Source organism: Nonomuraea sp. NPDC001636 (assembly GCF_040298265.1).
Classification (GTDB): Bacteria; Actinomycetota; Actinomycetes; order Streptosporangiales; family Streptosporangiaceae; genus Nonomuraea.
This window is the reverse complement of record NZ_JBEOZT010000003.1, coordinates 376,489-398,201: the sequence shown is the minus strand read 5'-3', so window position 1 is coordinate 398,201 and position 21,713 is coordinate 376,489. Positions and strand designations below refer to the sequence as shown.

The window sequence follows — 21,713 nt, the reverse complement described above, 5'->3', positions numbered from 1 at the left end:
CGAGCGAGGGCTTGTTCGGTAGGGCCCAGTTTCCCGGGCCCCCCAACTGCTCACCCGCGTCGGCTACTCGCGCACGTTGGCGCAGACCACGTGCGCGCCGATCTCGATCATCCGGCGCTCGCTGCGCGCGTCGGCGACCCTGGCCATGAGGATCGGCGCGCCGCTGGCCGCGAACTGCGGCAGGCGGGCGCGTACCAGGCGGTGCAGGTCGCGGACGACGTCCTCGGCGGCCGACATGTGCACCTTGACGTGCAGCATGATCCCGGTCGCCCCGGACGCGGTGCCGGCCTCGGAGATCCACACGTGGTGCACGAGCGGGAAGTCGCCCAGCAGTTGCGCGATGGCCTGCCGCAGCGCCGGCAGGATCGGGTGCGTGCACCGGCGGTATCCGGGGTCCACCTGCTGCATCGGCCCCGACAGGTGGGGCCGGGGCGCGGGGACCCACGGCAGCGCGGGCGCCTGCGGGGTGGGCGGGGCCACCTGCGCCAGCGCGGGCACACGCGAGACGGTGGCCATGGCGCCGGTCGCGTAGGCGGCGGGCGCCGCCCCCGACAGCACGGGTGTGGGCCCCGAACGCGTGCCGGTGAGGAAGCGCTGGAGATCGTCGATGGGCACGGCCGCGGCTGCGGGGCCCGCGGCGTCGATCACGATCTCCGGCACGCCGGTGACGCGCTGGATGTCCAGGATGGTGTCGGCGTCGCACACCGACAGGGAATGGCTGCCGCGGTGCCTGGCGTAGGTAGCAGGGCTGGTGTACCCGAGCAGAACCCGGTCACCCGCCTGGGTCGTCCCAAGGACGACCGATCGATCTGGTCGCACTGCCACCAGGACTCCACCGTCGGCGAGGGCCGCCAGCAGGCGATGGGGCGTGCCATGCTGTGCGAGCACGTCGGCAAGCGCAGGATTCCCGATGCTCATATGACGAACCATAGGTAGTCGGCCACGGCTTATCAGGCTAATGGCCAACAAATCCCCCGATCAAGACAAAGATGTGTGCAAGGTGGATGACTTTGCTGCCGCCTGGGTACCGGAGCCGCGTCCAGGGCCTCGCGACACGGGGCGGGGCCGTCTCAAATCGTGGGTCCCTCGTGAACGCGTTCACAAGCGCGGATAGACTCTGAGGGATCCGAGGGGCCCAGCGACGTGTCCCTCCAGCCCGCCGCATGCCCCTAAGGATCCACGCCTGTGAACAAGCCCGTCGTTCTGGTCGCAGAGGAGCTGTCCGAGGCCGGCCTCGCCGTGCTCGGCGCCGATTTCGAGGTCCGCCACACCGACGGAGCGGACCGTTCCCAGCTTCTGCCCGCCCTCGCCGACGTGGACGCCCTGATCGTGCGCTCCGCCACGCAGGTCGACGCCGAGGCCATCGCCGCCGCGCCGAAGCTGCGCGTGGTCGCCCGCGCCGGCGTCGGCCTCGACAACGTCGATGTCGAGGCCGCCACCAAGGCCGGTGTCATGGTCGTCAACGCGCCGACCTCCAACATCACCAGCGCCGCCGAGCAGACCATCGCGCTCATCCTGGCCAGCGCCCGCAACACCGCCCAGGCCCACGCCGCGCTGAAGAACGGGGAGTGGAAGCGCTCCAAGTACACCGGCGTCGAGCTGGACGAGAAGGTCGTCGGCATCCTCGGCCTGGGCAAGATCGGCCAGCTCGTGGCGCAGCGGCTCCAGCCGTTCGGCGTCGAGCTGATTGCCTACGACCCCTACCTGCCGCCGGCCCGCGCCGCGCAGATGGGCGTCAAGCTGCTCAGCCTCGAAGAGGTGCTCAAGCAGGCCGACTTCATCACCGTGCACCTGCCGAAGTCGAAGGAGACCCTCGGGCTCATCGGCGACAAGGAGCTGCACGAGGTCAAGCCGTCGGTGCGGATCATCAACGTGGCCCGCGGCGGCATCGTGGACGAGGCCGCGCTCTACTCGGCGATCAAGGAGGGCCGCGTCGCGGGCGCCGGCCTCGACGTGTTCGCCAAGGAGCCGTGCACCGACAGCCCCCTGTTCGAGCTGGACCAGGTCGTCGCCACGCCGCACCTCGGCGCCTCCACGCACGAGGCCCAGGAGAAGGCCGGCACGCAGGTCGCGCGGAGCGTGAAGCTGGCGCTGGCGGGCGAGTTCGTGCCCGACGCGGTCAACGTCCAGGGCGGCGCGGTGGCCGAGGACGTCAAGCCGGGCCTGCCGCTGGCCGAGAAGCTGGGCCGGGTGTTCACCGCCCTGGCCGGCGAGGTCGCCACCAAGCTCGACGTCGAGGTCCGCGGCGAGATCGCCTCCCAGGACGTGCGGGTCATCGAGCTGGCCGCGCTCAAGGGCGTGTTCGCCGACGTGATCGAGGAGCAGGTCACGTACGTCAACGCGCCGCTGCTGGCCAAGGAGCGGGGCATCAGCGTGGAGCTGGTGACCAGCTCCGAGAGCCCCGACTGGCGCAACGTGGTGACCGTGCGCGGCGTGCTCGCCGACGGCCGCCAGATCTCGGTCTCCGGCACGCTGTCCGGCCCCCGGCAGATCACGAAGATCGTCGAGGTCAACGGCTACGAGATGGAGATCGAGCCGACGGCCCACCTGTCGTTCTTCGCCTACACCGACCGTCCCGGCGTCGTCGGCGTGGTCGGCCGGCTGCTCGGCGAGGCCGGCGTGAACATCGCCTCGATGCAGGTGGCCCGCGACGTCAAGGGCGGCAAGGCGCTCATCGCGCTGACCGTCGACTCGGCCATCCCGGCCGCCGTGATCGACCAGATCGCGGACGAGATCGGCGCCGAGAGCGGCCGTTCGGTCGACCTGGAGGACTGACCTCGCGACCTGAGGACTGAGCCCCCGATCGCGGGGAAGGCCGTCACCTGGACCGTTCCGGGTGACGGCCTTTTCTTGTCTCAGAATGCGAGATAGTAGGACATCCAACGAGACAGCGACACAGCCGCCGGGTACCGTGGGTGGAAATGCGCCAGGTTCTCGTACTCATTACCTGCCGCGGCGGGGCCTGTTAGGGCAGGCCGACGACCCGCCGCGGTGAGTGGTGATGCCGTCGGCCGGTCAGTCCCTTCCCTTCGCCCGGTCCGTGACCCGGACCCGCGAGAGCAGGCCCGGTCGGATTCGCGACCGGGGTCCGACGCCCCCTTTTCTGGAACGCGCCAGCGAAACGAGATGAGCGACATGTACGAGATGTACGCCTGGAACCGTACCGAAGAGAACGAGAACGAGGCCGCCGAGGCCCTGCAGACCGCCCTCGACCGCAGGGACAACGGCGGCGCCCCCCAGAACTCCGCCCGGTAGCGCCGCCCTCAGGCCCGCGCCGCGGCGTGGGCCAGGGCGAGCGCGCCGAGCAGCGGCGCGTCGTCCGTGAACCGGCCGGGCCGGATCTCCGGCGGGAACGGCACGGCGCGCCGCACCTCCCCGGCCAGCCTGGGCACGATCAGCCCGGCCGCGCCCATCATGCCGCCGCCCACGACCAGCACCTCGGGGTCGAGGGTGACGCACAGGTTCGCCACGGTCATGGTCAGCACCGACAGCGCCTGCGCCACCAGCTCCGCCAGCGGCCCGGAACGCGCGGCGAGCACCTCCTCCGCCGTGGTCGCGCGGCCGAGCAGCGCGCCGCCCCTGGCCGCCAGCCCGCCGCCGGAGACCAGCTCCTCCAGCGGCACCCGCCCGTCGGCGAAGGCCGCCTGCCCCGGTGTGACCTGGAGGTAGCCGATCTCGCCCGCCGCGCCGTGCGCGCCGGGCACCACCCGGCCGCCGACCACCAGGGCCGCCGCCAGGCCGGTGCCGAGGTTGAGGTAGACGCCCGTGGAGACGCCGCGCAGCGCGCCCCACCGCAGCTCGGCCGCCGCCGCCGCGTTCACGTCGTTGTCGATGGCCACCGGCGTCGCGCCGAACTCCTCGCGCAGCAGCCTGGGCAGCTCCAGCCCCTCCCAGCCGGGCACGTTCGGCGCCAGGCGCACCACGCCGTCCCTGATCACCCCGCAGGTGGAGAAGCCGACCGCGGCCGGCCGCCCGTCCAGGGCGCGCGCGGCGGCCAGGGCCCGGACGAGCGTGTCCGGCCCGGTCTCCAGCCGGGTGCGGCCGGCGACCACGGGCCCGTCGGAGCCCGAGACCCCGATCGCGACCTTGGTCCCGCCGACGTCGATGCCCAGGACCCGGCTCACCGCGCGGCGCCCCTGCGGGCCAGCGAGTCGATCGCCACCGCCAGGGCCAGCACGCCGGCCGTCACCATGAACCGGACGGAGGAGTCCACGCTCAGCAGGTACATGCCGTTGGTGATCGACTGGATGACCAGCACCCCGAGCAGCGCGGCGTAGGCCCGGCCCCGTCCGCCGAACAGGGACGTGCCGCCGATGACCGCCGTGGCGATGGCCATGAGCAGGATGTCGCTGCCGCCCGACCCCTGGTTGACCGCCGACAGCCGGCTGGCCGCCAGCACGCCCCCGGCCGCCGCCAGCGTCGAGGCCAGCACGAACGCCAGGATCCTGATCCTGGTCACGTTGATGCCCGCGCGCCTGGCGGCCTCGGCGTTGCCGCCGACGGCGTACAGGTGGCGGCCGAACGTGGTGTGCCGCAGGACCAGGTCGAGCAGGACCACCAGCGCGCCGAAGAGCACCAGCAGCAGCGGCACGCCGCGGTCGGCCGACATGACCGCCACCGCCGCGCCGAGCACGACCGCCAGCCCGCCCGCCGTCACGGGGACCTGCCAGGCCGGCGCCACGGGCAGCCCGGCGGCCAGCCGCGCCCGCCTGGCCAGCGTGGCGATCCCGGCGTGACCGCCCGCCAGCCCGACCACCAGCGCCCAGGACAGCCATCCCGGCAGCCAGGTGTCGCTCAGCCCCGAGATGAACCCGTTGAACGGCAGGTTGATCGTCCCGCCCTGGCGCAGCAGGTAGAGCAGCAGCCCGAGCCAGCCCATCAGCCCGGCCAGCGTGACCACGAACGACGGCATCCGCAGCTTGGTCAGCATGAGCCCGTGCAGCAGCCCGATCGCCGCGCCGGCCGCCAGCGCCAGCAGGATGGCGAGCAGGGCGTTCCAGCCCTGCTTGACGTGCGCGATCGTCATGATCGTGGCGCACAGGCCGCTGACCGAGCCGGCCGACAGGTCGATCTCGCCGAGCAGCAGCACCATGATGACGCCGAGCGCGATCGTGCCCGTGGCGGCCATCTGGAGCGCCAGGTTGGTGAGGTTCTCGGGCGACAGGAAACGCTCGTTGAGCGTGCTGAACACGATCGTGATCGCCACCAGGCCGCCGACCACCGGCCAGGCGCCGGCCTCTCCCTGGCGCAGCCGTCCGGTCACCGTGATCGGCATCGCCGTCATTCGCCCGCTCCTGTGATCGCGGCCACGATCTCCTCGCGGGAGGCCTCGGCCGTACGGAACTCACCGGCGTTGCGTCCGAGACGCAGCACCACCACCCGGTCGCTCACCTCGCGCACGTCGGCGAGGTTGTGCGAGATGACCAGCACCGCGAGCCCGCGCTCGCGCAACCGCCGGATCAGCGCCAGCACCTGGGCCGTCTGCTCGACGCCGAGCGCGGCGGTCGGCTCGTCCAGGATGACCAGGCGGGGCTCGCCGAGCAGCGCCCTGGCGATGGCCACCGACTGCCGCTGGCCGCCCGACAACGTCGACACCGGCACCCTGATGTCGCCGATGCGCACGTCGAGCTGGGCGAGCAGGTCGCGGGTCGCGCGTTCCATGCTCAGGTGGCGCAGCACCGACCAGCGGCGGCGTTCGGCGCCGAGGAACAGGTTGGCCACGACGTCGAGGTTCTCGCAGAGCGCGAGGTCCTGGTAGACGGTCGAGATGCCGAGCGCCTGCGCGTCGTGCGGGGTGGCGACGCGCACCGGCGCGCCGTCCACCGTGATCTGGCCCTCGTCCGGCACGACCGCGCCGGAGATGGTCTTGACCAGCGTCGACTTGCCCGCGCCGTTGTCGCCCATGAGCGCCACGACCTCGCCGGGACGCAGCTCCAGCCCTGCCCCGTCGAGCGCCCGCACCGCTCCGTACCGTTTGGAGATCCCGGTCGCCGCGATCATCTACTCGATGCCCGCCTTCGCGCAGGCGGCCTTGACCTCGGCCGTGCAGATCTGGTCGGCCTTGTAGAACCCGTCCTTCACGATGGTGTCCTTGATCTTGTCGGCGGTGACCGCGATGGGGTCGAGGAGGAAGGCCGGGATGTCGGCCATGCCGTTGTTCACCTTGGAGGTGGCGGCGGGCTGCTCGCCCCTGGTCAGGGCGACGGCCAGTTCGGCGGCCTTCTCCGCCTCTCTCCTGATGTCCAGGTAGATGGTCATGTACTGCTCGCCGGTGAGGATGCGCTGCACGGCGGCCAGCTCGGCGTCCTGACCGGTGATGGGCGGCAGCTCCTTGTAGCCGGCGCGCTTCATGGCCGCGATGGCGCCGCCCGCCATGCCGTCGTTGGCCGACAGCACGCCGACGATCTGGTCCCGGCCGATGGCGGTGATCGCCTGCTCCATCTGCTGCTGCGCCTTGTCCGGGCTCCAGTCGGGGGTGTCGAACTCCCTGCCGACCTTGACCTTGCCGTCCAGGACGCTCTTGGCGCCCTTCTTGTAGTCGGCCGAGCTGGGGTCGGTGGGCGAGCCGTGGATCATCACGATCTGGCCCTTGGCCGTGGTGCCCTTGGCGTTCATGGCGTCGAGCAGCGCCTGACCCTGCATCTCGCCCACCCGTACGTTGTTGAACGAGACGTAGTAGGCGTAGTCGATCCCCGAGATCAGCCGGTCGTAGGCGACCACCGGGACCTTCTTCTGCCTGGCCTGGTTGACCAGGGGCGCGACCGCGTTGGCGTCCACGGCGTCCAGGACGAGCACGTCGGCGTCCTGGGTGAGCGCGGCCTCGACCTGTTGTTGTTGTTTGGCCGCGTCCTGCTCGGCGTTGCCGTAGATCACCTTGCAGTCGGGGCACAACGCCTTGACCTTGGCCTCGAACAGCGGGCGGTCGAAGGCTTCGTACCGGGTGGTCTTGGATTCGGGGAGGAACAGGGCGATCGTCCCGCCCTGCCGCGGCCCGTCGGCCTGCGTGGCCGTCGTGCCGGTGGTGGTGCTGCTGTTCCCGCAGGCGGCGGCCAGCAGGACCGCCGCCGCGGGGATGAGTCGCCAAGCTCGGTGCATCGCACTTCGTCCTCTCAGAAGATGCCCGCCCCCGCTTGGTAAGAAAGGTAGTTTACTATCAGGCGTGTTGGCTAGAGTGCACCTCGGAGGGAGGCCGGACATGCGACGCGACCTGGCGAATCCACGGCTGCTGCGGGTGCTCAACGAGCGCCGTCTGCTCGACCAGCTGCACGAGCACGGCCCCGCCTCGCGCGCCGACCTGGCCAAGAGCACCGGCCTGTCCAAGCCCACGGTCTCCGCCGCCCTGGCCGGGCTCGCCGAGGACGGCCTGGTCCACCTGGTGGGCGAGGTGTCCGGACGGCCCGGCCCGGTCTCCTCGCTCTACGACGTGAACGCCGCCTCGACGCACGTCGCCGGGATCGACATCGGCCGCGACTGGATCAGAGTGGCCGTGGCCGACCTGCGCGGCGCGTTCGCCGGGCGTACCGACGGCCGCAACACGGCCCGCACCTCGGCCGAGCTGGCCGCGCTGGTCGGCGAGCTGGCCGGGGCGGCGGCCCGCGAGGCCGAGGTCGAGTGGCGCTCGATCACCTGCGCGGTGGTGGGCTCGCCCGGCGTGTACGACCCCGTGCGCGGTGGCCTCGACTTCGCCCCCAACCTGCCCGGCCCGCCTGACCTGGCCGACCGGTTGCACGCCGCCCTGGGCGTCGACCTCGTCATCGAGAACGACATCAACCTGGCCGCCGTCGGCGAGCACGTCCACGGGGCCGGGCGGGGCAAGGCCAACTTCGCCCTGGTGTCCATCGGCACCGGCGTCGGCATGGGCATCGTGATCAACGGCGAGCTGTACGTCGGGGCGCGGGGGGCGGCGGGCGAGGTGTCCTACATCCCGGCCGCCGAGGAACCCCCCGCCTCCGCCCCGCCGACCGGCCCTTTCACGCAGGACGCCGACCCCCTCAAGCGCGGGGCCGACCCCCTCGCGCACGACGCCGACCCCTTCACGCACGACGCCGACCCCTTCACGCACGCCGACCCCTTCACGCACGGGGCCACCGAGGCGGCCACGTCCGCGCCCGGTGTGGTGCGCGCCGCCCGCGCGGCGGGGCTGGAGCTGGAGACGGCGAGGGAGGTCTTCGCCGCCGCCGCCGAGGGGAACGTGGCGGCCAGGTCGGTGGTGGAGGCCGAGGGCCGGCGCATCGGCGGGTTGCTGGTGGCCGTGGCCGCCGTGCTCGATCCGGAGGTGATCGTGCTGAGCGGGGGAGTGGGGCGCAACCTCGACCTGCTCGGGGCGTCCGTGGAGCGCCGGATCGCCGAGCTGGGGCCGCTGCGCCCGCGGGTGGTGGCCAGCGCGCTGGGCGACAGCGGCGTGCTGCTGGGCGCGGTCGCCCACGCCAGGTCCCGCGCCTGGGACCTCATCTTCGACGCCCGCAAACACTGACCCCAGCCCCACCTTCCCTGAAGGCCGGTGGCTCCGCGTCCCGAGGTCCCGACACCCAAACCCCCGCCTGTGGGGTGGGGGTTTGGGGCGATGCGGGGGGAATGGGGGCGCGCTTACGATGTGGGGGTGGCCGGCCTCCTTCGTTCCGTGTGGCGCGAGCCTCGTCCTCCCGGCCCGCCCGTGCGGGTGTGGCGCGACTGGGCGCTCGTCGCGGTGCTCGTGCCGGCCGCGGTGATCGAGGGCGTGCTGCGGCCCGACCTGCGCTGGCCGGTGGTCTCGACGGCCGTCACCGTCGCGCTGATCCCCACGCTGCTGTGGCGCAGGACCAGGCCGCTGCTCATGGTCGCGCTCGTGTTCGGCGTCACCACCGTGGCCCCGCTGCTGACCGGCGGTGAGCCGGTGGAGACGTACACGCTGGCGTTCGTCACGATCGTGCTCTACGCGCTGTTCCGGTGGGGTTCGGGGCGCGAGGCCGTGATCGGGCTGGCGGCCGGGCTGGTCGCGGTCGGTCTGTCCCTGGTGTCCGGACGCATGGCGCCCGGCGACGTCGTCCCGGCGCTCGGCGTGCTGGTCGCGACCGTCGGGCTGGGCAGCGCCTTCCGCTACCGGGCCGGCGCGCGGCTGCGCGAGCTCGACCAGGTCAAACTGCTCGAACGCGAACAGCTCGCCCGCGACCTGCACGACACCGTCGCCCACCACGTCTCGGCCATGGCCATCCGCGCCCAGGCGGGCCTGGCCACCGCCGCCTCCGAGCCGGGCGCGGCCACCGACGCGCTGCGGGTGATCGAGGCCGAGGCGTCGCGCACGCTCGCCGAGATGCGGGCCATGGTCCGGGTGCTGCGCAGGAACGAGCCGGCGGAGCTGACCCCGGGCCGCCACCTCGACGACCTGCGGCGGCTCGCCGGACGCCCGCGCGTCGGCCCGGCCGTCGAGGTGGAGATCGCGGACGGGCTCGGCGACCTGCCGCCCTCGGCCGGCGCGGCGCTCTACCGCATCGCCCAGGAGTCGATCACCAACGCCCGGCGGCACGCCCGCCACGCCACCCACATCACCGTCCGGGTCACCGCCGACGACGTCGCCGTACGCCTGACCGTGAGCGACGACGGCGACCGCGCCGGCGGGGTCGCCGCCCCCGGCTACGGCCTGATCGGCATGATCGAACGCGCCGCCCTGCTCGGCGGCACCTGCGAGGCGGGCCCCAACCCGAACCGGGGCTGGACGGTCACCGCCGTCCTGCCGAAGGAGCCCGCGTGAACGCCCGGCGGGAGCCCGCGGGAGCGCGGAAGGAGGCGGTGTGAGCGACCGGCGGGAGGCCGCGGGAAGCGGCCCGGAGGGGACGGCGGCCATCCGGGTGCTGGTCGCCGACGACCAGGAGATCGCCCGCACCGGGCTCAGGATGATCCTCGACGCCCAGCCCGGCATCGAGGTCGTCGGCGAGGCCGGCGACGGCAGGCGGGCCGTCGAGCTGGCCCGCCGCCTGCGCCCCGACGTGTGCCTGTTCGACATCCGCATGCCCGGCCTCGACGGAATCGCGGCCACCCGCGAGCTGGCCGGGCCCGACGTCGCCGACCCCATGGCGGTCGTCGTGATCACCACGTTCGACCTCGACGAGTACGTCTACGCCGCCCTGCGCGCCGGGGCCAGGGGTTTCCTGCTCAAGGACGCCGGCCCGGCGCTGCTCGCCCAGGCGGTGACCGCGGCGGCCGGCGGCGAGGCGCTCATCGCCCCGAGCGTGACCGCGCGCCTGCTGGCCGCGTTCGCCGGAGCAGGGCGTACGGAGGCGCCCGCGCAGCCGGTCGAGGCGCTTACCGGCCGCGAGGAGGAGATCCTGCGCGCCGTGGCCCGCGGCCGGACCAACAGCGAGATCGCCCGCGAGCTGCACATCTCGCTCAGCACGGTCAAGAGCCACGTCGCGAGCCTGATGACCAAGCTCGGCGTGCGCAACCGCGTCGAGATCGCCATGTGGGCCTACGAGACCGACCGCGTACGCACCTGACCTCCAAGGGTTCTGCGGACGACCCGCTCGGCCACCGCCAGGTTGATCACCCAGCCCGCGCCGACGAGCAGCGCCCGGCCGAGCTCGCCGGGCGGCCCGAAGGCGGCGAGCCCGAACGCCAGGGTGAACGCCTGCGTGCCCGCGCCGAGCCCGATCGCGTACCCGCGGGTCATCCAGGCGCGATGCCGGGCCACGTCGCGCCGCCGGATCGCGGCCAGGCCGAGCAGGAGGCAGGCGGCCATGGCCGTCCCGAACAGCAGCCGGAAGGCGGCCAGCAGCGTCCCGTCGCCGGCGGGAAGGTCGGAGAAGAGCGTCAGCCACACCCCCGACAGCGCCGCGACCAGCCCGCACGCCACCAGCACCCGCCCCGCAGCGCGGTGCCACCCCGGCCGCTTGGCCCGGAACCGGGCCTGGAACTGGAACGCGCCGAGGACGCAGAACACCAGGGAGGCCGGGATGTGCAGCAGCACCGGCACGGGCATGGCGAAGAAGCGCGCGTTGTCCGCCGTGACGGGGGCGCCGGCGGCCAGTTCGGTCAGCCGGAGTGCGCCGGCGACCAGCGGGACGACGCTGAGCGCGAGCAGCCCGGCGGGTGCGATCCATCTCATGCCTGAGAGCGTGCCGCCCGCGCCCGTGCCGGGGCATCGCGCGGACGGCCGGTCCTGGTTCGCACCATCGGCGGGCGGTCGGTCGTACTTTCGGCCATCGAGCCGTCGCCTTTCGACCGTTGAGCGTCCGCGCAGGTCACGCCCACACTGGCGGCACATCAGCGGCACGAGGGAGAAAACGATGAAGGCGTACGTCCTGCGCTCGTTCGGCTCGCCCGACCAGCTCGTCCTGACCGACGTCGAGCGGCCCGTGCCGCGCGATGACGAGGTGCTGGTCCGGGTGCGGGCCACGTCCGTGCAGCCCTACGACTGGCACTTCATGCGGGGGGAGCCCTACCTGGCCCGGGTCATGGGCGGCGGGGTCGGGCTGCGCCGGCCGCGCATCGCCGTCCTCGGGGCCGACGTGGCGGGGGAGGTCGAGGCGGCCGGGAAGGACGTCACGCTGTTCCGTCCCGGCGACGAGGTGTACGCGATGTCGCTGGGGGGCGGCTTCGGCGAGTACGTCTGCCTGCGGCAGGGCGAGGTGGCGGCCAAACCGGCGGGCCTGTCGTTCGAGCAGGCGGCGGCGGTGCCGATGGCGGCCAACACCGCGCTGATCGCGCTGCGCGACGAGGGACGCCTCCAGCCGGGCCAGAAGGTGCTGGTCAACGGCGCGTCCGGCGGCGTGGGCACGTTCGCCGTGCAGCTCGCCAAGGCGCTGGGGGCGCACGTCACGGGCGTGTGCAGCGGGCGGAACGCGGACCTGGTGCGCTCGCTCGGCGCGGACGACGTCATCGACCACACCAAGGAGGACTTCGCGGCCTCGGGGCGGCGCTTCGACCTGCTGCTCGACGTGGCGGGCGGCCGCCGGCTGCCGGACTGCCGCCGCGTGCTGACCAGGAAGGGCACGTACGTGCTGGTCGGCGGTCCGGCCGGCCGCTGGGTGCAGCCGGCCGGACGCATGTTCGCCGCGCTCGCGTCGGGGCCCTTCGTCCCGCAGCGGATCGTCAGGGCGGACGTCGTCCGCTGCGGGAGCAACAGGGCGAACCTGCTGACGCTGACCGGGTTGATCGAGCGGGGCGCGGTCACCCCGGTCATCGACCGGACCTTCCCCTTCGGCGAGCTCCCGGCGGCCGTCCGCTACCAGGAGGAGGGGCACGCCCCGGGGAAGGTCGTCGTCACAGGGTCGCGGTGAGCATGGCGGGGGCGGGGGCCTTCTGGAGCTGCTTGTAGTCGGCCCAGCGCTTGACGCCCTTGGGGTCGGGGCGAACCGCGCCGACGAAGGCCTGCCTGCGCCACTGCGACAGGCGTTCCTCCTTCACCACGTCGCCGGTGTGGGGGGAGTGGACCATGTAGCCGGGCTTGGAGATCATGCCGACGTGGCCGAGGCCGCTGAAGAACACCAGGTCGCCTGGCTTGAGGTCGTTCCAGGCGATCTTCCTGGAGAAGGCGCCGTACTGCTCCGCGGCGGTTCTGGGGAGCTCGATGCCGGCGTCCTCGTAGGCCCGGAGCATGAGGCCCGAGCAGTCGTAGCCCCGTTCGCTGGCGCCGCCCCACACGTACGGGGTGCCGCGCTTGTCCATGGCGTATTCGAGGGCGACCTTCCAGGCCGGTTTCGGCACGTGCCGTTCCTGGACCTGTTTCACCTGGGGGCCGGTGAGGGTGATGGAGGGGGTGGGGGCGGCCGGAGCGGCCGGAGCGGCGGGAGCCGCGGGGGCGGCAGGCATGAGACCTGCGGCGCCCGCTGCCACCGCCACAAGGATGGCGATGCTAGACAGGGGACTGTCCTTCCACGTGGCCGACCGGGTTAGCTGACGGGCTCGGGCCTGGAAGTAGCCCTACGGCGGTGCTCCTCGGGGGAGAGGCGCGGCCGATTCGCCCCGGGGGGAAAGATGGGTCCCCGGCTCCACGCAGCGGCTGCGTGGATTAGGCTCGTCGGACTCTAACGAAACGGTCAAAAGGTCGCAATCCCCCCAAAACGGATTGTCCGGTTGTTGAGATGATGTGTTCGTCAGCCGAGACGAGCCGGTAAGGTACCGCCCATGGAGTCGCGTAACATCCGCCTGGCCGTCATCCCCGGGGATGGCATCGGCGCCGAGGTCGTAGCCGAAGGGCTCAAGGTCCTGGAGGCCGTGGGCACGAAGATCGAGCCCACCCACTACGACCTGGGCGCAGCCCGCTACCACCGCACGGGCGAGACCCTGCCCGACGCGGTGCTCGAAGAGCTGCGCGGCTACGACGCGATCCTGCTCGGCGCCGTGGGCGACCCCAGCGTGCCGCCCGGCATCCTGGAGCGCGACCTGCTGCTCAAGCTCCGGTTCGAGTTCGACCACTACGTCAACCTGCGGCCGGTCAAGCTGTTCCCCGGCGTCGAGACCGCGCTGGCCGGCGCCACCGCCGAGCACATTGACATGGTCGTCGTCCGCGAGGGCACCGAGGGCCTCTACGCGGGCACCGGCGGCGTCATGCGCCGCGGCACGCCGCACGAGATCGCCACCCAGGAGTCGCTGAACACCGCCCACGGCGTCGAGCGCGTCGTGCGTTACGCCTTCCAGAAGGCTCAGTCGCGGCCCCGCAAGAAGCTCACGCTCGTCCACAAGACGAACGTGCTCACCTTCGCCGGCGACCTGTGGCAGCGCACGGTCAACCGCGTGGCCGCGGAGTTCCCCGACGTCACCACCGACTACAGCCACATCGACGCGGCCTCGATGTTCTTCGTCACCCAGCCCGAGCGCTTCGACGTGATCGTCACCGACAACCTGTTCGGCGACATCATCACCGACCTCGGCGCCGCGATCGCCGGCGGCATCGGCCTGGCGGCCAGCGGCAACATCAACCCCGAGCGCACCTCGCCGAGCATGTTCGAGCCGGTGCACGGCAGCGCGCCCGACATCGCCGGTCAGGGCAAGGCCGACCCGACCGCCACCATCCTGTCCGTGGGCATGCTCCTCGACCACCTCGGCCTGCACGCCGAGGCCGCCAAGGTCGAGCAGGCCGTGGCCGCCGACATCGCCGAGCGGGTGACCGGCCGCGCCGGCCGCACGACCAGCGAGATCGGCGACGCCATCGCCGCGCGAGTAGCCGGCTAGGACCGCCTAGCCCCGCACGCGCCTGGCGGTCCGGACACGGACTGCCAGGCGCTTTTCGCGTTCTTCGGGATTGAACCCCCCAAGTGCCTCTTGCCATCCCAAATCGCGAGACACTAGGAAGTACGAATACTGCTCGCGGGCAGTAGCTACCAGAATCAGCTTTCGAGTCGCAGATTCGTAGAGAGAAGGACCGTCGTCATGACCATCGCTCAGAAGCTCAGCTTCGACGTGCAGCATTCCGACCACGCTCGCACCGCGGCCGAGCGGGAGCAGGTACTGGCGAACCCCGGGTTCGGGCAGGTCTTCACCGACCACATGATCTCGATCGACTACACCGACGGCGAGGGCTGGCACGACGCCAGGCTCATGCCGTACGGGCCGCTCTCGCTCGACCCCGCGACCTCGGTCTTCCACTATGCGCAGGAGCTGTTCGAGGGCCTGAAGGCGTACCGGCAGATCTCCGGCTCGATCGCGACCTTCCGGCCGTACGCGAACGCCGCCCGCTTCAACCGCTCGGCCGAGCGCATGGCCATGCCCGAACTGCCGGAGGAGGCGTTCGTGGAGTCGCTGGAGCTGCTGGTCTCGGCCGACAAGGAGTGGGTGCCGACCACCGAGGGCCACAGCCTCTACCTGCGCCCGTTCATGTTCGCCACGCAGGCCGGGCTCGGCGTCAACTACCCGTCGAAGACCTACAAGTACATGGTGATCGCCTCGCCGGCGGCCTCGTACTTCAGCGGCGGCATCAAGCCCGTCTCGGTCTGGCTGTCCACCGAGTACACGCGCGCCGCGCCCGGCGGCACCGGCTTCGCCAAGTGCGGCGGCAACTACGCCGCCGCCTTCGTCGCCCAGCGCCAGGCCGTCGACAACGGCTGCGACCAGGTCGTCTGGCTCGACGCCCACAAGCACGAGTACGTCGAGGAGATGGGCGGGATGAACCTGTTCTTCGTCTTCGGCAACAAGCTCGTCACCCCGGCGCTCACCGGCACACTGCTGCCCGGCATCACCCGGGAGTCGATCCTGGAGATGGCCGGCGACCTCGGCCTGGAGACCGAGGAGCGGCTGATCTCGGTGGACGAGTGGGAGTCCGCCTGCGCCTCCGGCGAGCTGACCGAGGTGTTCGCCTGCGGCACCGCCGCCGTGGTCACGCCGGTGGGCTCGGTCAGGGGCGACGACCGCTCCTGGACCATCGCCGACGGCACCCCCGGCCCGGTGACGATGCGGGTGCGCGAGGAGCTCGTCGGCATCCAGTACGGCGCCCGTCCCGACACCCGCAACTGGATCCACAAGATCGGCTAGACCCGCGCGGACGGCCGGCGTTCAGGCGCCGGCCTCCGTCAGGGCCGCGGTGTCGACGTGGAGGTTCCACGGGTCGGGCAGGAACACCGGCTCGCCCAGGGAGACGACGTTCTCGCTGCGGTAACGCGGCCCGCCCGGCCCGCCGAACAGCGTCACCAGCCGCTGGAACGGGTCGATCACCAGGTAGAGCGGCACCCCGCCGCGCGCGTAACCGCCCGTCTTGACGAAGTGCACGTCGTAGGTCGTGGCCACCGAGACGACGTCCACGAGCAGGATCGTCGAGGCGCCGTGGACGGCGTGCTCCTCGTGCAGACGCGGCCGGCGCGGGACCACGGCCAGGTCGGGCACGTAGAGATCGTGACCGGGGCCCAGGTAGACGGTGATGTTCGGCCAGATCTCCCAGCCCCGGACCGCCGCCGCGGCGGCGAGCTGGAACAACGTCCGGGACAGGATCGTGTTGTGCTGCCAGGTGCCCGGCTCGTTCACCACGATCCGGCCCTGGACCGTCTCGATGCGGAACTCGGGGAACAGTTCGCGCACGGTGCGGTAGCGCTCTTCCAGGGGCCTGACCATGCCGCCGTCCTCATGCTTTCCCGGGGGGTTTCCAAAGGATCACTCAGAGTAACGGCGGCGGCGGCCCGCGATCTAGTGGTTCTTCCTGATCATCGTGATCCCGTCGGCGACCGGCAGCATGACCACGCTCACCCGCGGGTCCTCGATCACCAGGTCGTTGAACTCGCGGATCTGCACCGTCGTCGTCTCCGAGTGCGCCGGGTCGGCCACGTGGCCGCTGCGCAGCGTGTTGTCGGCCAGCAGCAGGCCGCCCGGCCGCAGCCGCTCGACCAGCAACTCGTAGTAACCGGGGTAGTTGCCCTTGTCGGCGTCGAGGAAGGCCAGGTCGATCGGCTCGTCGAACGCGGCCAGCGTCTCCAGGGCGGGCCCGAGCGTCAGCGAGACGCGGTCGGTCACGCCCGCCCGCTCCCAGTAGCGCCGGGCGATCGACGTCCACTCCTCGCTCACGTCGAAGCAGTGCAGCCGCCCGCCGGACAGCCCCCGCGCGATGCACACCGACGAGTAGCCGGTGAACGTGCCCACCTCGACCGCCACGGCCGGGGCCGCGAGCTGGGTCAGCATGGTCAGGAACCGGCCCTGGTCGGCGGAGATCTGCATCCTGGCGGCGTCGCCCGTCGCCTCGGCGGTCTCCCGCGCCAGCTCGTCGAGCAGGGGGTCGGGCGGGGTGGAGTGGTCGAGGATGTACCGGCCCACCGCGGGGTCGAGGAGGTTCGCCTTCATGAAGGTCATTCTCCCCTCACAGCGTTCTCTCATCGTCATCAGGTACCAATGAGAGGGCCGCCCCGGGCGGCTGTCCGGAGAGTGGTTCCGGCGTTGGTAGGGTCTGCGCGATCGGTGAGCTGGAAGTGGGCGGATGATGAAGCGGTTGGTTGCGGTCGCGGTCGCGTGTGCGGCGCTGGTGATGCTCGGTGTGCTGGCCTTCTCGGAGCCGGGTGAGACGGCCGGGTCGGTACGCCTGACCAGGCAGCTCGACGGTTCGATGGTGCTGGCCGACAGGTCCGGCGACGCCCCCGTGCTCGACGTGTACGAAGACTTCGACTGCCCGATCTGCAAGGAGATGCACTCCAAGGTCGACGGCACGATCCAGAAGCTGGCCAGGGAGGGCAGGCTCAAGGTCGTCTTCCACCCCGTGACGATCTTCCAGGACGAGCCCATGCGCTCCAACTCCATCAGGGCCGCGGCCGCCGCCCGATGCGTGCCGGAGGAGAACTGGCTGGCCTTCAGGGACGAGCTCTACGCCATGCAGCCCGCCCCGCACGGCTCGGCCTCGGGCTTCACCGTGCCGGAGCTGGTGGCCGCCGCCAGGAAGGCCGGCGCCTCGGTGGACGAGTGCGTGACCTCGCAGTCGTACGCCAAGACCCACCTGGCGGAGACCTCGAAGATCCACATCCAGGGCACGCCGACCGTCCTGCTCGACGGGCAGCAGCTCGGCAACGAGGTGTTCGACCCGGCGGCGCTCGAACGCGCCGTCACCGGGGGCGCCGGCGTGCAAGTGTAAAGGTCGTGTCCACAAGCTGAGACCGATGTGCCAGATGGTGAATCCCTGTGGCAGACTGACAGGCACCATGTTCTACAGTCTGCTCATTATCGGCAGGCGCGCTGGCTGACACAGGGACACCGCCAGCGCGCAGACCTCTCACGTCCGTGAGGGGTCTTTTTGTTTTCCAGGACACGGATCCGAAAGAAGAGACTTCATGGCCGACGACCGCTTCCACGTCTACGACACGACCCTGCGCGACGGCGCGCAGCAGGAAGGACTCAACCTCACCGTCGTCGACAAGCTCGCCATCGCACGGCAGCTGGACAGCCTGGGCGTCGGTTTCATCGAGGGGGGCTGGCCGGGCGCCAACCCCAAGGACACAGAGTTCTTCAGGCGCGCTCGAACAGAGCTCGACCTGAAGCACGCGCAGCTCGCCGCGTTCGGCGCGACCCGCCGGGCCGGTGTGAAGGCCGCCGACGACCCATTGGTAGCCGCATTGCGCGAATCCGGCGCGCCGGTCGTGACCCTTGTCGCCAAGAGCCACGACCGGCACGTGGAGCTGGCCCTCCGCACGACTCTCCAGGAGAACCTCGCGATGATCCGCGACACGGTCTCTCACCTTCGTGCGGAGGGACAGCGAGTCTTCCTCGACGCCGAGCACTTCTTCGACGGCTACACGTCCAATCCAGCCTACGCGCTGGAAGTGCTGCGGACCGCCGCCGAAGCCGGGGCCGACGTCATCGCCCTGTGCGACACGAACGGCGGCATGCTGCCCGACGAGCTGGCCGAGACCGTGCACGCGGCCGTCCAGACCGGGGCCCGCGTCGGCATCCACTGCCACGACGACACCGGCTGCGCCGTCGCCAACACCCTCGCCGCGGTCAAGGCGGGCGCCACGCACGTCCAGGGCTGCGCCAACGGCTACGGCGAGCGCTCGGGCAACGCCAACCTCTTCACCGTCGTCGCCAACCTCCAGCTCAAGCGCGGCTTCGACCTCGTGCCGCGGGAGGCGCTGGCGGACATGACCCGCATCGCCCACGCGATCACCGAGGTCACCAACGTCACCCCCAACTCGCACGCCCCCTACGTCGGCATGTCCGCCTTCGCCCACAAGGCGGGCCTGCACGCCAGCGCCATCAAGGTCGACCCCAATCTCTACCAGCACATCGACCCGGCCGCCGTGGGCAACGACATGCGCATGCTCGTCTCCGACATGGCCGGCCGCGCCTCCGTCGAGCTCAAGGGCCGCGAGCTGGGCTACGAGCTGACCCCCGAGCACACCAAGACGCTCGTCGAGCGCGTCAAGGAGCTGGAGTCGCAGGGCTTCACCTTCGAGGCCGCGGACGCGTCCTTCGAGCTGCTGCTGCGCGACACCGTCCAGGGGGCGCGCCGACGGCACTTCGAGGTGGAGTCGTGGCGGGTGATCGTCGAGCGGACGAAGGGCGGCGAGCTGGTCAGCGAGGCCACCGTCAAGCTGCACGCCAAGGGCGAGCGCATCGTCGCCACCGGCGAGGGCAACGGCCCCGTGAACGCCCTGGACAAGGCCGTCCGGCAGGGCCTTGAGCAGCTCTACCCCGAGCTGGCCCGGCTGGAGCTGGTGGACTACAAGGTCCGCATCCTCGAAGGCACCCACGGCACGGACGCCGTCACCCGCGTCCTCATCACCTCCAGCGACGACACCGCCGAGTGGGCGACGGTGGGGGTGGCCGAGAACATCATCGACGCCTCCTGGCAGGCGCTGGAGCAGGCGGTCACGTACGGCCTGCTGCGCGCGGGCCGCGACTGCGGCTGACCCTGGGGGCGGCGCGCCCTCCGAGCGGTCTTCGCTCGTGGGGCGCTGCGCGCCCAGGGGAGCTCAGGCGTCCTCGATCTGGCGCCTTCGCCGCACCCCGCGCTCCCCGGCCCGCCCGTTGGCCGGGCGGGTCTTCGGGAGCCTGCACCGGGTAGCCCTCGGTCGGGGTTTGGGGGGCAAGGGGGACCCGAGCGGACCCAGTGGCATGGCCCGCTGGGCGCGGCTGGGCGTCAGTGAGGAAGGACCTCGGCCCGTACGCCGGGGAGCTCGTCGAACGCGGCGGAGGCGTCCACGGTGACCACGATGCACGCGGTCGCCGCCGCCCTGCCGTGCTCGGCTGCGATGAGCAGCCCCGTGTCGAGGATCAGGCGCCGGGTTACGTGTCCCTCATCTCGTCGTCGAGCGCCTCGAGGGCTGCGGCGACGTCGGTTTCGAAGTCGGGATCCAAAGAGGCCGTGCTTCTTGCCAGGAACGCCTTGACCGTCCTGGGAGCCGGTGCGATCGCGGTGGCGGAGTTTCTGGACGCTTCGGTGGCGGTCATCACCTCCATGGAAACAGATCATCTGATCGATGGGACGCCGTCCGGGGGTCGCCGGGGCGGACGAGGCCGGATCCGTAGGCGTGGCGTTCGGCGCGAGCGCGTGGAACCTGGTCCTCGGGATCGGCGGCCCGGTCGTCCTGCCGGCCGCGTTCGGCGGCGTCGGCGTGTCGATCGTCCGCACGCCGATGCCGCGGGAGCGGGTGGCCTAGAGCCGGGCGGGGCCGCCGTCCTCGTCCAGCCAGGCCACGACGTGGGTGGTGAAGCTGTCCACGAGGGTCAGGGGTTCGCCGGCCAGCACGAGGAGGGCGACGAGCTGGTTGACGCCGAACGCGCGCTCCCACGTGACCGCCCGCCGGTAGGTGCCGGCGTCGACGGCGTCGCGCAGGTGCGCCCAGCCGTGCCAGCCCATGAAGGCCGCGTCGATCGCCGGGTCGAACAGGTGGGCCCGGTCCCAGTCGAGGACGCCGACCAGCTTGCCGTTCGCGTCCCAGTGGACGTTGTCGCCGACGAGGTCGCCGTGGACCAGCGAGTCGGGGACCTGTTCCAGGGCCAGGGCGTCGTCGAGGCGCCGGCGTCCCTCCTCCCGCCACCTGGCCGGGAAGCGCGGGATGACCTCTTCGGCGAGGGTCGTGCTCCAGCTCGAAGGCCCGGCGTACGAGCGCGGGGCGGGCAGCAGGGCGCGCAGCTCCGGGGTGACGGGCAGCTCGCGGAGGGCGCCGAGCAGCTCGCCGATCAGGGCCGGGTCGCCCTGGCCCGCGCCGAGACCGGCGCCGTCCAGCCAGGACACGGCCACGGCGGCGCGCTCACCGAACGTCGTCACCGGCGTCAGCGGCTCGGGCACCGCGAACGGCAGCCCGGCGGCCGCGATCGCGCGCAGCAGCTCGGTCCGCCGCGGCAGCGCCGCGCTCACGCTCGGCCGCCGGCCGACCCGCACGGCCGCCACCCCGGGGAGCAGCACGACGTCGTGCATCCCGCCGGGGGCGAGCCGCGCGCTGCCCAGGGGAGCGCCGGGCACGAGCGCGTCGGCGATCTCCAGCAGGTCAGAGGGCACGGGCTCGCTCATCGGCTCATCTCTTCCGAGGGGGAGGGGTTACGCGTAGAGCCTACGCGGGTCCCGACCGGTGCCCGGCCTCCATACGATGGGGTCCCATGAGCTTCAGTGTGCTCGGCGTGCACGCCCACCCGGACGACGAGGCGATCTGGACCGGCGGCACCCTCGCCAAATACGCCGACGAGGGCGCCACGACCGCCGTCGTCACCTGCACCTGGGCCGAGGGCACCCAGCGGGCGCAGGAGCTGGAACGGGCCCTCGACATCCTCGGCGCGGGCAAGCCCCGGCTGCTCGGCCTCGCCGACGCGGGCAGGCCCGAGTCCGCCCCGGGCCGTCCGCGCTTCCTCGACGTGCCGTTCGACGAGGCGGTGGGCCTGCTGGTCGAGCACATCAGAGCCGTCCGGCCCGACGTCGTGCTCACCTTCGACGGCTTCGGCGGCTACGGCCACCCCGACCACGTGCACGTGCACCGGGTCACCCTGGCCGCGGTCGAGGCGGCCGGCTACGACCAGCTCTACCCCGGCACGGGCGACCCCTGGCGGCCGCACGCGCTCTACCTGGCGACCGTCCCGCGCTCGGTCGTGACGGCCCACTGGCGGGCGGTCTTCGGCGCCGATCCGGAGCCGGGCCAGGCCCTGCCCGGCGTCCCCGACCACCAGGTCTCGGCCGCGATCGACGTCTCGCGCTGGTCGGAGCGCAAGTGGGCGGCCATGCTCGCGCACGAGTCCGAGGTGGAGCGCGGCGCGTCGATGACCATGCTGACCGGGCTGCCGGAGCGGGCCCGCGCCCAGATGCTCGCCAACGAGTGGTACCGCCGGATCGCCTTCTAGACCGG

The 21,713-nt window shown here is 72.0% G+C and carries 23 protein-coding genes and 1 riboswitch; of the genes, 12 read left to right on the top strand and 11 right to left on the bottom strand.

Translation table 11 applies throughout. From position 1 onward, the window contains the following. Positions 1 to 63: 63 nt before the first annotated feature. The gene (locus tag ABT158_RS08965; protein ID WP_352318993.1) at positions 64 to 888 is read right to left on the bottom strand and encodes a hypothetical protein; all 825 of its coding nucleotides are present in this window, start codon (positions 886 to 888) and stop codon (positions 64 to 66) included. A gap of 297 nt (positions 889 to 1,185) precedes the next feature. Here ABT158_RS08965 and serA point away from each other — a divergent pair, with 297 nt between their 5' ends. Continuing rightward, the gene (gene serA / locus ABT158_RS08960) at positions 1,186 to 2,775 is read left to right on the top strand and encodes a phosphoglycerate dehydrogenase (protein WP_352352204.1); all 1,590 of its coding nucleotides are present in this window, start codon (positions 1,186 to 1,188) and stop codon (positions 2,773 to 2,775) included. A gap of 351 nt (positions 2,776 to 3,126) precedes the next feature. Continuing rightward, complete coding sequence (locus ABT158_RS08955; protein ID WP_352318996.1) at positions 3,127 to 3,255, top strand: hypothetical protein; 129 nt, start codon at positions 3,127 to 3,129, stop codon at positions 3,253 to 3,255. An 8-nt stretch (positions 3,256 to 3,263) separates the two neighbouring features. Here the strand turns inward: ABT158_RS08955 and ABT158_RS08950 are convergent, their stop codons facing one another. From ABT158_RS08950 to ABT158_RS08935, 4 genes are read right to left on the bottom strand one after another with little or no spacing between them, the layout of a single operon-like run. Then, positions 3,264 to 4,124: an ROK family protein gene (locus ABT158_RS08950; RefSeq protein WP_352352203.1), complete on the bottom strand. Its 861-nt coding sequence runs from the start codon at positions 4,122 to 4,124 to the stop codon at positions 3,264 to 3,266. Beyond that, on the bottom strand, positions 4,121 to 5,284 hold the full coding sequence (locus ABT158_RS08945; protein WP_352352202.1) for a sugar ABC transporter permease: 1,164 nt from the start codon (positions 5,282 to 5,284) through the stop codon (positions 4,121 to 4,123). The genes ABT158_RS08950 and ABT158_RS08945 overlap by 4 nt, the downstream gene beginning before the upstream one ends. Continuing rightward, a complete protein-coding gene (locus tag ABT158_RS08940) occupies positions 5,281 to 6,000 on the bottom strand; it encodes an ATP-binding cassette domain-containing protein (RefSeq protein ID WP_352352201.1) in 720 nt (239 codons plus the stop codon). Before ABT158_RS08940 ends, ABT158_RS08945 begins: the two co-directional genes overlap by 4 nt. Then, a complete protein-coding gene (locus tag ABT158_RS08935) occupies positions 6,001 to 7,095 on the bottom strand; it encodes a sugar ABC transporter substrate-binding protein (protein WP_352352200.1) in 1,095 nt (364 codons plus the stop codon). A gap of 100 nt (positions 7,096 to 7,195) precedes the next feature. On the opposite strand from ABT158_RS08935, the gene ABT158_RS08930 reads away from it, so the two are divergent. The 3 genes from ABT158_RS08930 to ABT158_RS08920 all read left to right on the top strand — a co-directional run bounded on the left by ABT158_RS08930 (position 7,196) and on the right by ABT158_RS08920 (position 10,469). Continuing rightward, positions 7,196 to 8,473: an ROK family transcriptional regulator gene (locus ABT158_RS08930; protein ID WP_352352199.1), complete on the top strand. Its 1,278-nt coding sequence runs from the start codon at positions 7,196 to 7,198 to the stop codon at positions 8,471 to 8,473. Between the two features lie 126 nt (positions 8,474 to 8,599). Next, positions 8,600 to 9,727: a sensor histidine kinase gene (locus tag ABT158_RS08925; RefSeq protein WP_352352198.1), complete on the top strand. Its 1,128-nt coding sequence runs from the start codon at positions 8,600 to 8,602 to the stop codon at positions 9,725 to 9,727. Between the two features lie 40 nt (positions 9,728 to 9,767). Then, positions 9,768 to 10,469 (top strand): response regulator, encoded by a 702-nt coding sequence (locus tag ABT158_RS08920; protein ID WP_352352197.1) that lies wholly within the window; start codon positions 9,768 to 9,770, stop codon positions 10,467 to 10,469. Here the strand turns inward: ABT158_RS08920 and ABT158_RS08915 are convergent. Next, positions 10,442 to 11,077, bottom strand: coding sequence for a DUF2306 domain-containing protein (locus ABT158_RS08915; protein ID WP_352352196.1), 636 nt, complete (start codon positions 11,075 to 11,077; stop codon positions 10,442 to 10,444). The genes ABT158_RS08920 and ABT158_RS08915 overlap by 28 nt on opposite strands. A 181-nt stretch (positions 11,078 to 11,258) precedes the next feature. Here ABT158_RS08915 and ABT158_RS08910 point away from each other — a divergent pair, with 181 nt between their 5' ends. Next, a complete protein-coding gene (locus tag ABT158_RS08910) occupies positions 11,259 to 12,251 on the top strand; it encodes an NAD(P)-dependent alcohol dehydrogenase (RefSeq protein WP_352352195.1) in 993 nt (330 codons plus the stop codon). Here the strand turns inward: ABT158_RS08910 and ABT158_RS08905 are convergent. Continuing rightward, on the bottom strand, positions 12,235 to 12,807 hold the full coding sequence (locus tag ABT158_RS08905; protein ID WP_352352194.1) for a C40 family peptidase: 573 nt from the start codon (positions 12,805 to 12,807) through the stop codon (positions 12,235 to 12,237). The two genes, ABT158_RS08910 and ABT158_RS08905, sit on opposite strands and share 17 nt — an antisense overlap. Before the next feature lie 30 nt (positions 12,808 to 12,837). Then, positions 12,838 to 12,999: riboswitch (cyclic di-AMP (ydaO/yuaA leader) on the bottom strand. 99 nt (positions 13,000 to 13,098) lie between these two features. On the opposite strand from ABT158_RS08905, the gene ABT158_RS08900 reads away from it, so the two are divergent. Both ABT158_RS08900 and ABT158_RS08895 read left to right on the top strand, forming a co-directional pair. Further along, complete coding sequence (locus ABT158_RS08900; RefSeq protein ID WP_352352193.1) at positions 13,099 to 14,145, top strand: 3-isopropylmalate dehydrogenase; 1,047 nt, start codon at positions 13,099 to 13,101, stop codon at positions 14,143 to 14,145. 198 nt (positions 14,146 to 14,343) lie between these two features. Continuing rightward, complete coding sequence (locus tag ABT158_RS08895; RefSeq protein ID WP_352352192.1) at positions 14,344 to 15,441, top strand: branched-chain amino acid aminotransferase; 1,098 nt, start codon at positions 14,344 to 14,346, stop codon at positions 15,439 to 15,441. Between the two features lie 21 nt (positions 15,442 to 15,462). Here the strand turns inward: ABT158_RS08895 and ABT158_RS08890 are convergent, their stop codons facing one another. Then, positions 15,463 to 16,014: a Uma2 family endonuclease gene (locus ABT158_RS08890; protein WP_352352191.1), complete on the bottom strand. Its 552-nt coding sequence runs from the start codon at positions 16,012 to 16,014 to the stop codon at positions 15,463 to 15,465. 72 nt (positions 16,015 to 16,086) lie between these two features. Next, a complete protein-coding gene (locus ABT158_RS08885; protein WP_352352190.1) occupies positions 16,087 to 16,734 on the bottom strand; it encodes an O-methyltransferase in 648 nt (215 codons plus the stop codon). Between the two features lie 133 nt (positions 16,735 to 16,867). Here ABT158_RS08885 and ABT158_RS08880 point away from each other — a divergent pair, with 133 nt between their 5' ends. Both ABT158_RS08880 and cimA read left to right on the top strand, forming a co-directional pair. After that, positions 16,868 to 17,512, top strand: a complete 645-nt coding sequence (locus ABT158_RS08880) for a DsbA family protein (RefSeq protein ID WP_352352189.1) — start codon at positions 16,868 to 16,870, stop codon at positions 17,510 to 17,512. Between the two features lie 196 nt (positions 17,513 to 17,708). Then, positions 17,709 to 19,286: a citramalate synthase gene (gene cimA / locus ABT158_RS08875; RefSeq protein ID WP_352352188.1), complete on the top strand. Its 1,578-nt coding sequence runs from the start codon at positions 17,709 to 17,711 to the stop codon at positions 19,284 to 19,286. Positions 19,287 to 19,662: 376 nt separating this feature from the next. Here the strand turns inward: cimA and ABT158_RS08870 are convergent, their stop codons facing one another. Further along, the gene (locus ABT158_RS08870; protein WP_352352187.1) at positions 19,663 to 19,836 is read right to left on the bottom strand and encodes a hypothetical protein; all 174 of its coding nucleotides are present in this window, start codon (positions 19,834 to 19,836) and stop codon (positions 19,663 to 19,665) included. A gap of 20 nt (positions 19,837 to 19,856) precedes the next feature. On the opposite strand from ABT158_RS08870, the gene ABT158_RS08865 reads away from it, so the two are divergent. Beyond that, positions 19,857 to 20,036, top strand: coding sequence for a hypothetical protein (locus tag ABT158_RS08865; RefSeq protein ID WP_352352186.1), 180 nt, complete (start codon positions 19,857 to 19,859; stop codon positions 20,034 to 20,036). Here ABT158_RS08865 and ABT158_RS08860 read toward each other — a convergent pair. Next, positions 20,033 to 20,890 carry a phosphotransferase gene (locus tag ABT158_RS08860; RefSeq protein ID WP_352352185.1) on the bottom strand — a complete coding sequence of 286 codons (858 nt, stop codon included), beginning with the start codon at positions 20,888 to 20,890 and terminating at the stop codon, positions 20,033 to 20,035. The two genes, ABT158_RS08865 and ABT158_RS08860, sit on opposite strands and share 4 nt — an antisense overlap. 86 nt (positions 20,891 to 20,976) lie before the next feature. Between ABT158_RS08860 and ABT158_RS08855 the strand changes: the two genes are divergently transcribed. Further along, entirely contained in the window at positions 20,977 to 21,708 is a 732-nt protein-coding gene (locus ABT158_RS08855; protein ID WP_352352184.1) for a PIG-L family deacetylase, read from the top strand. Positions 21,709 to 21,713: the final 5 nt, after the last annotated feature.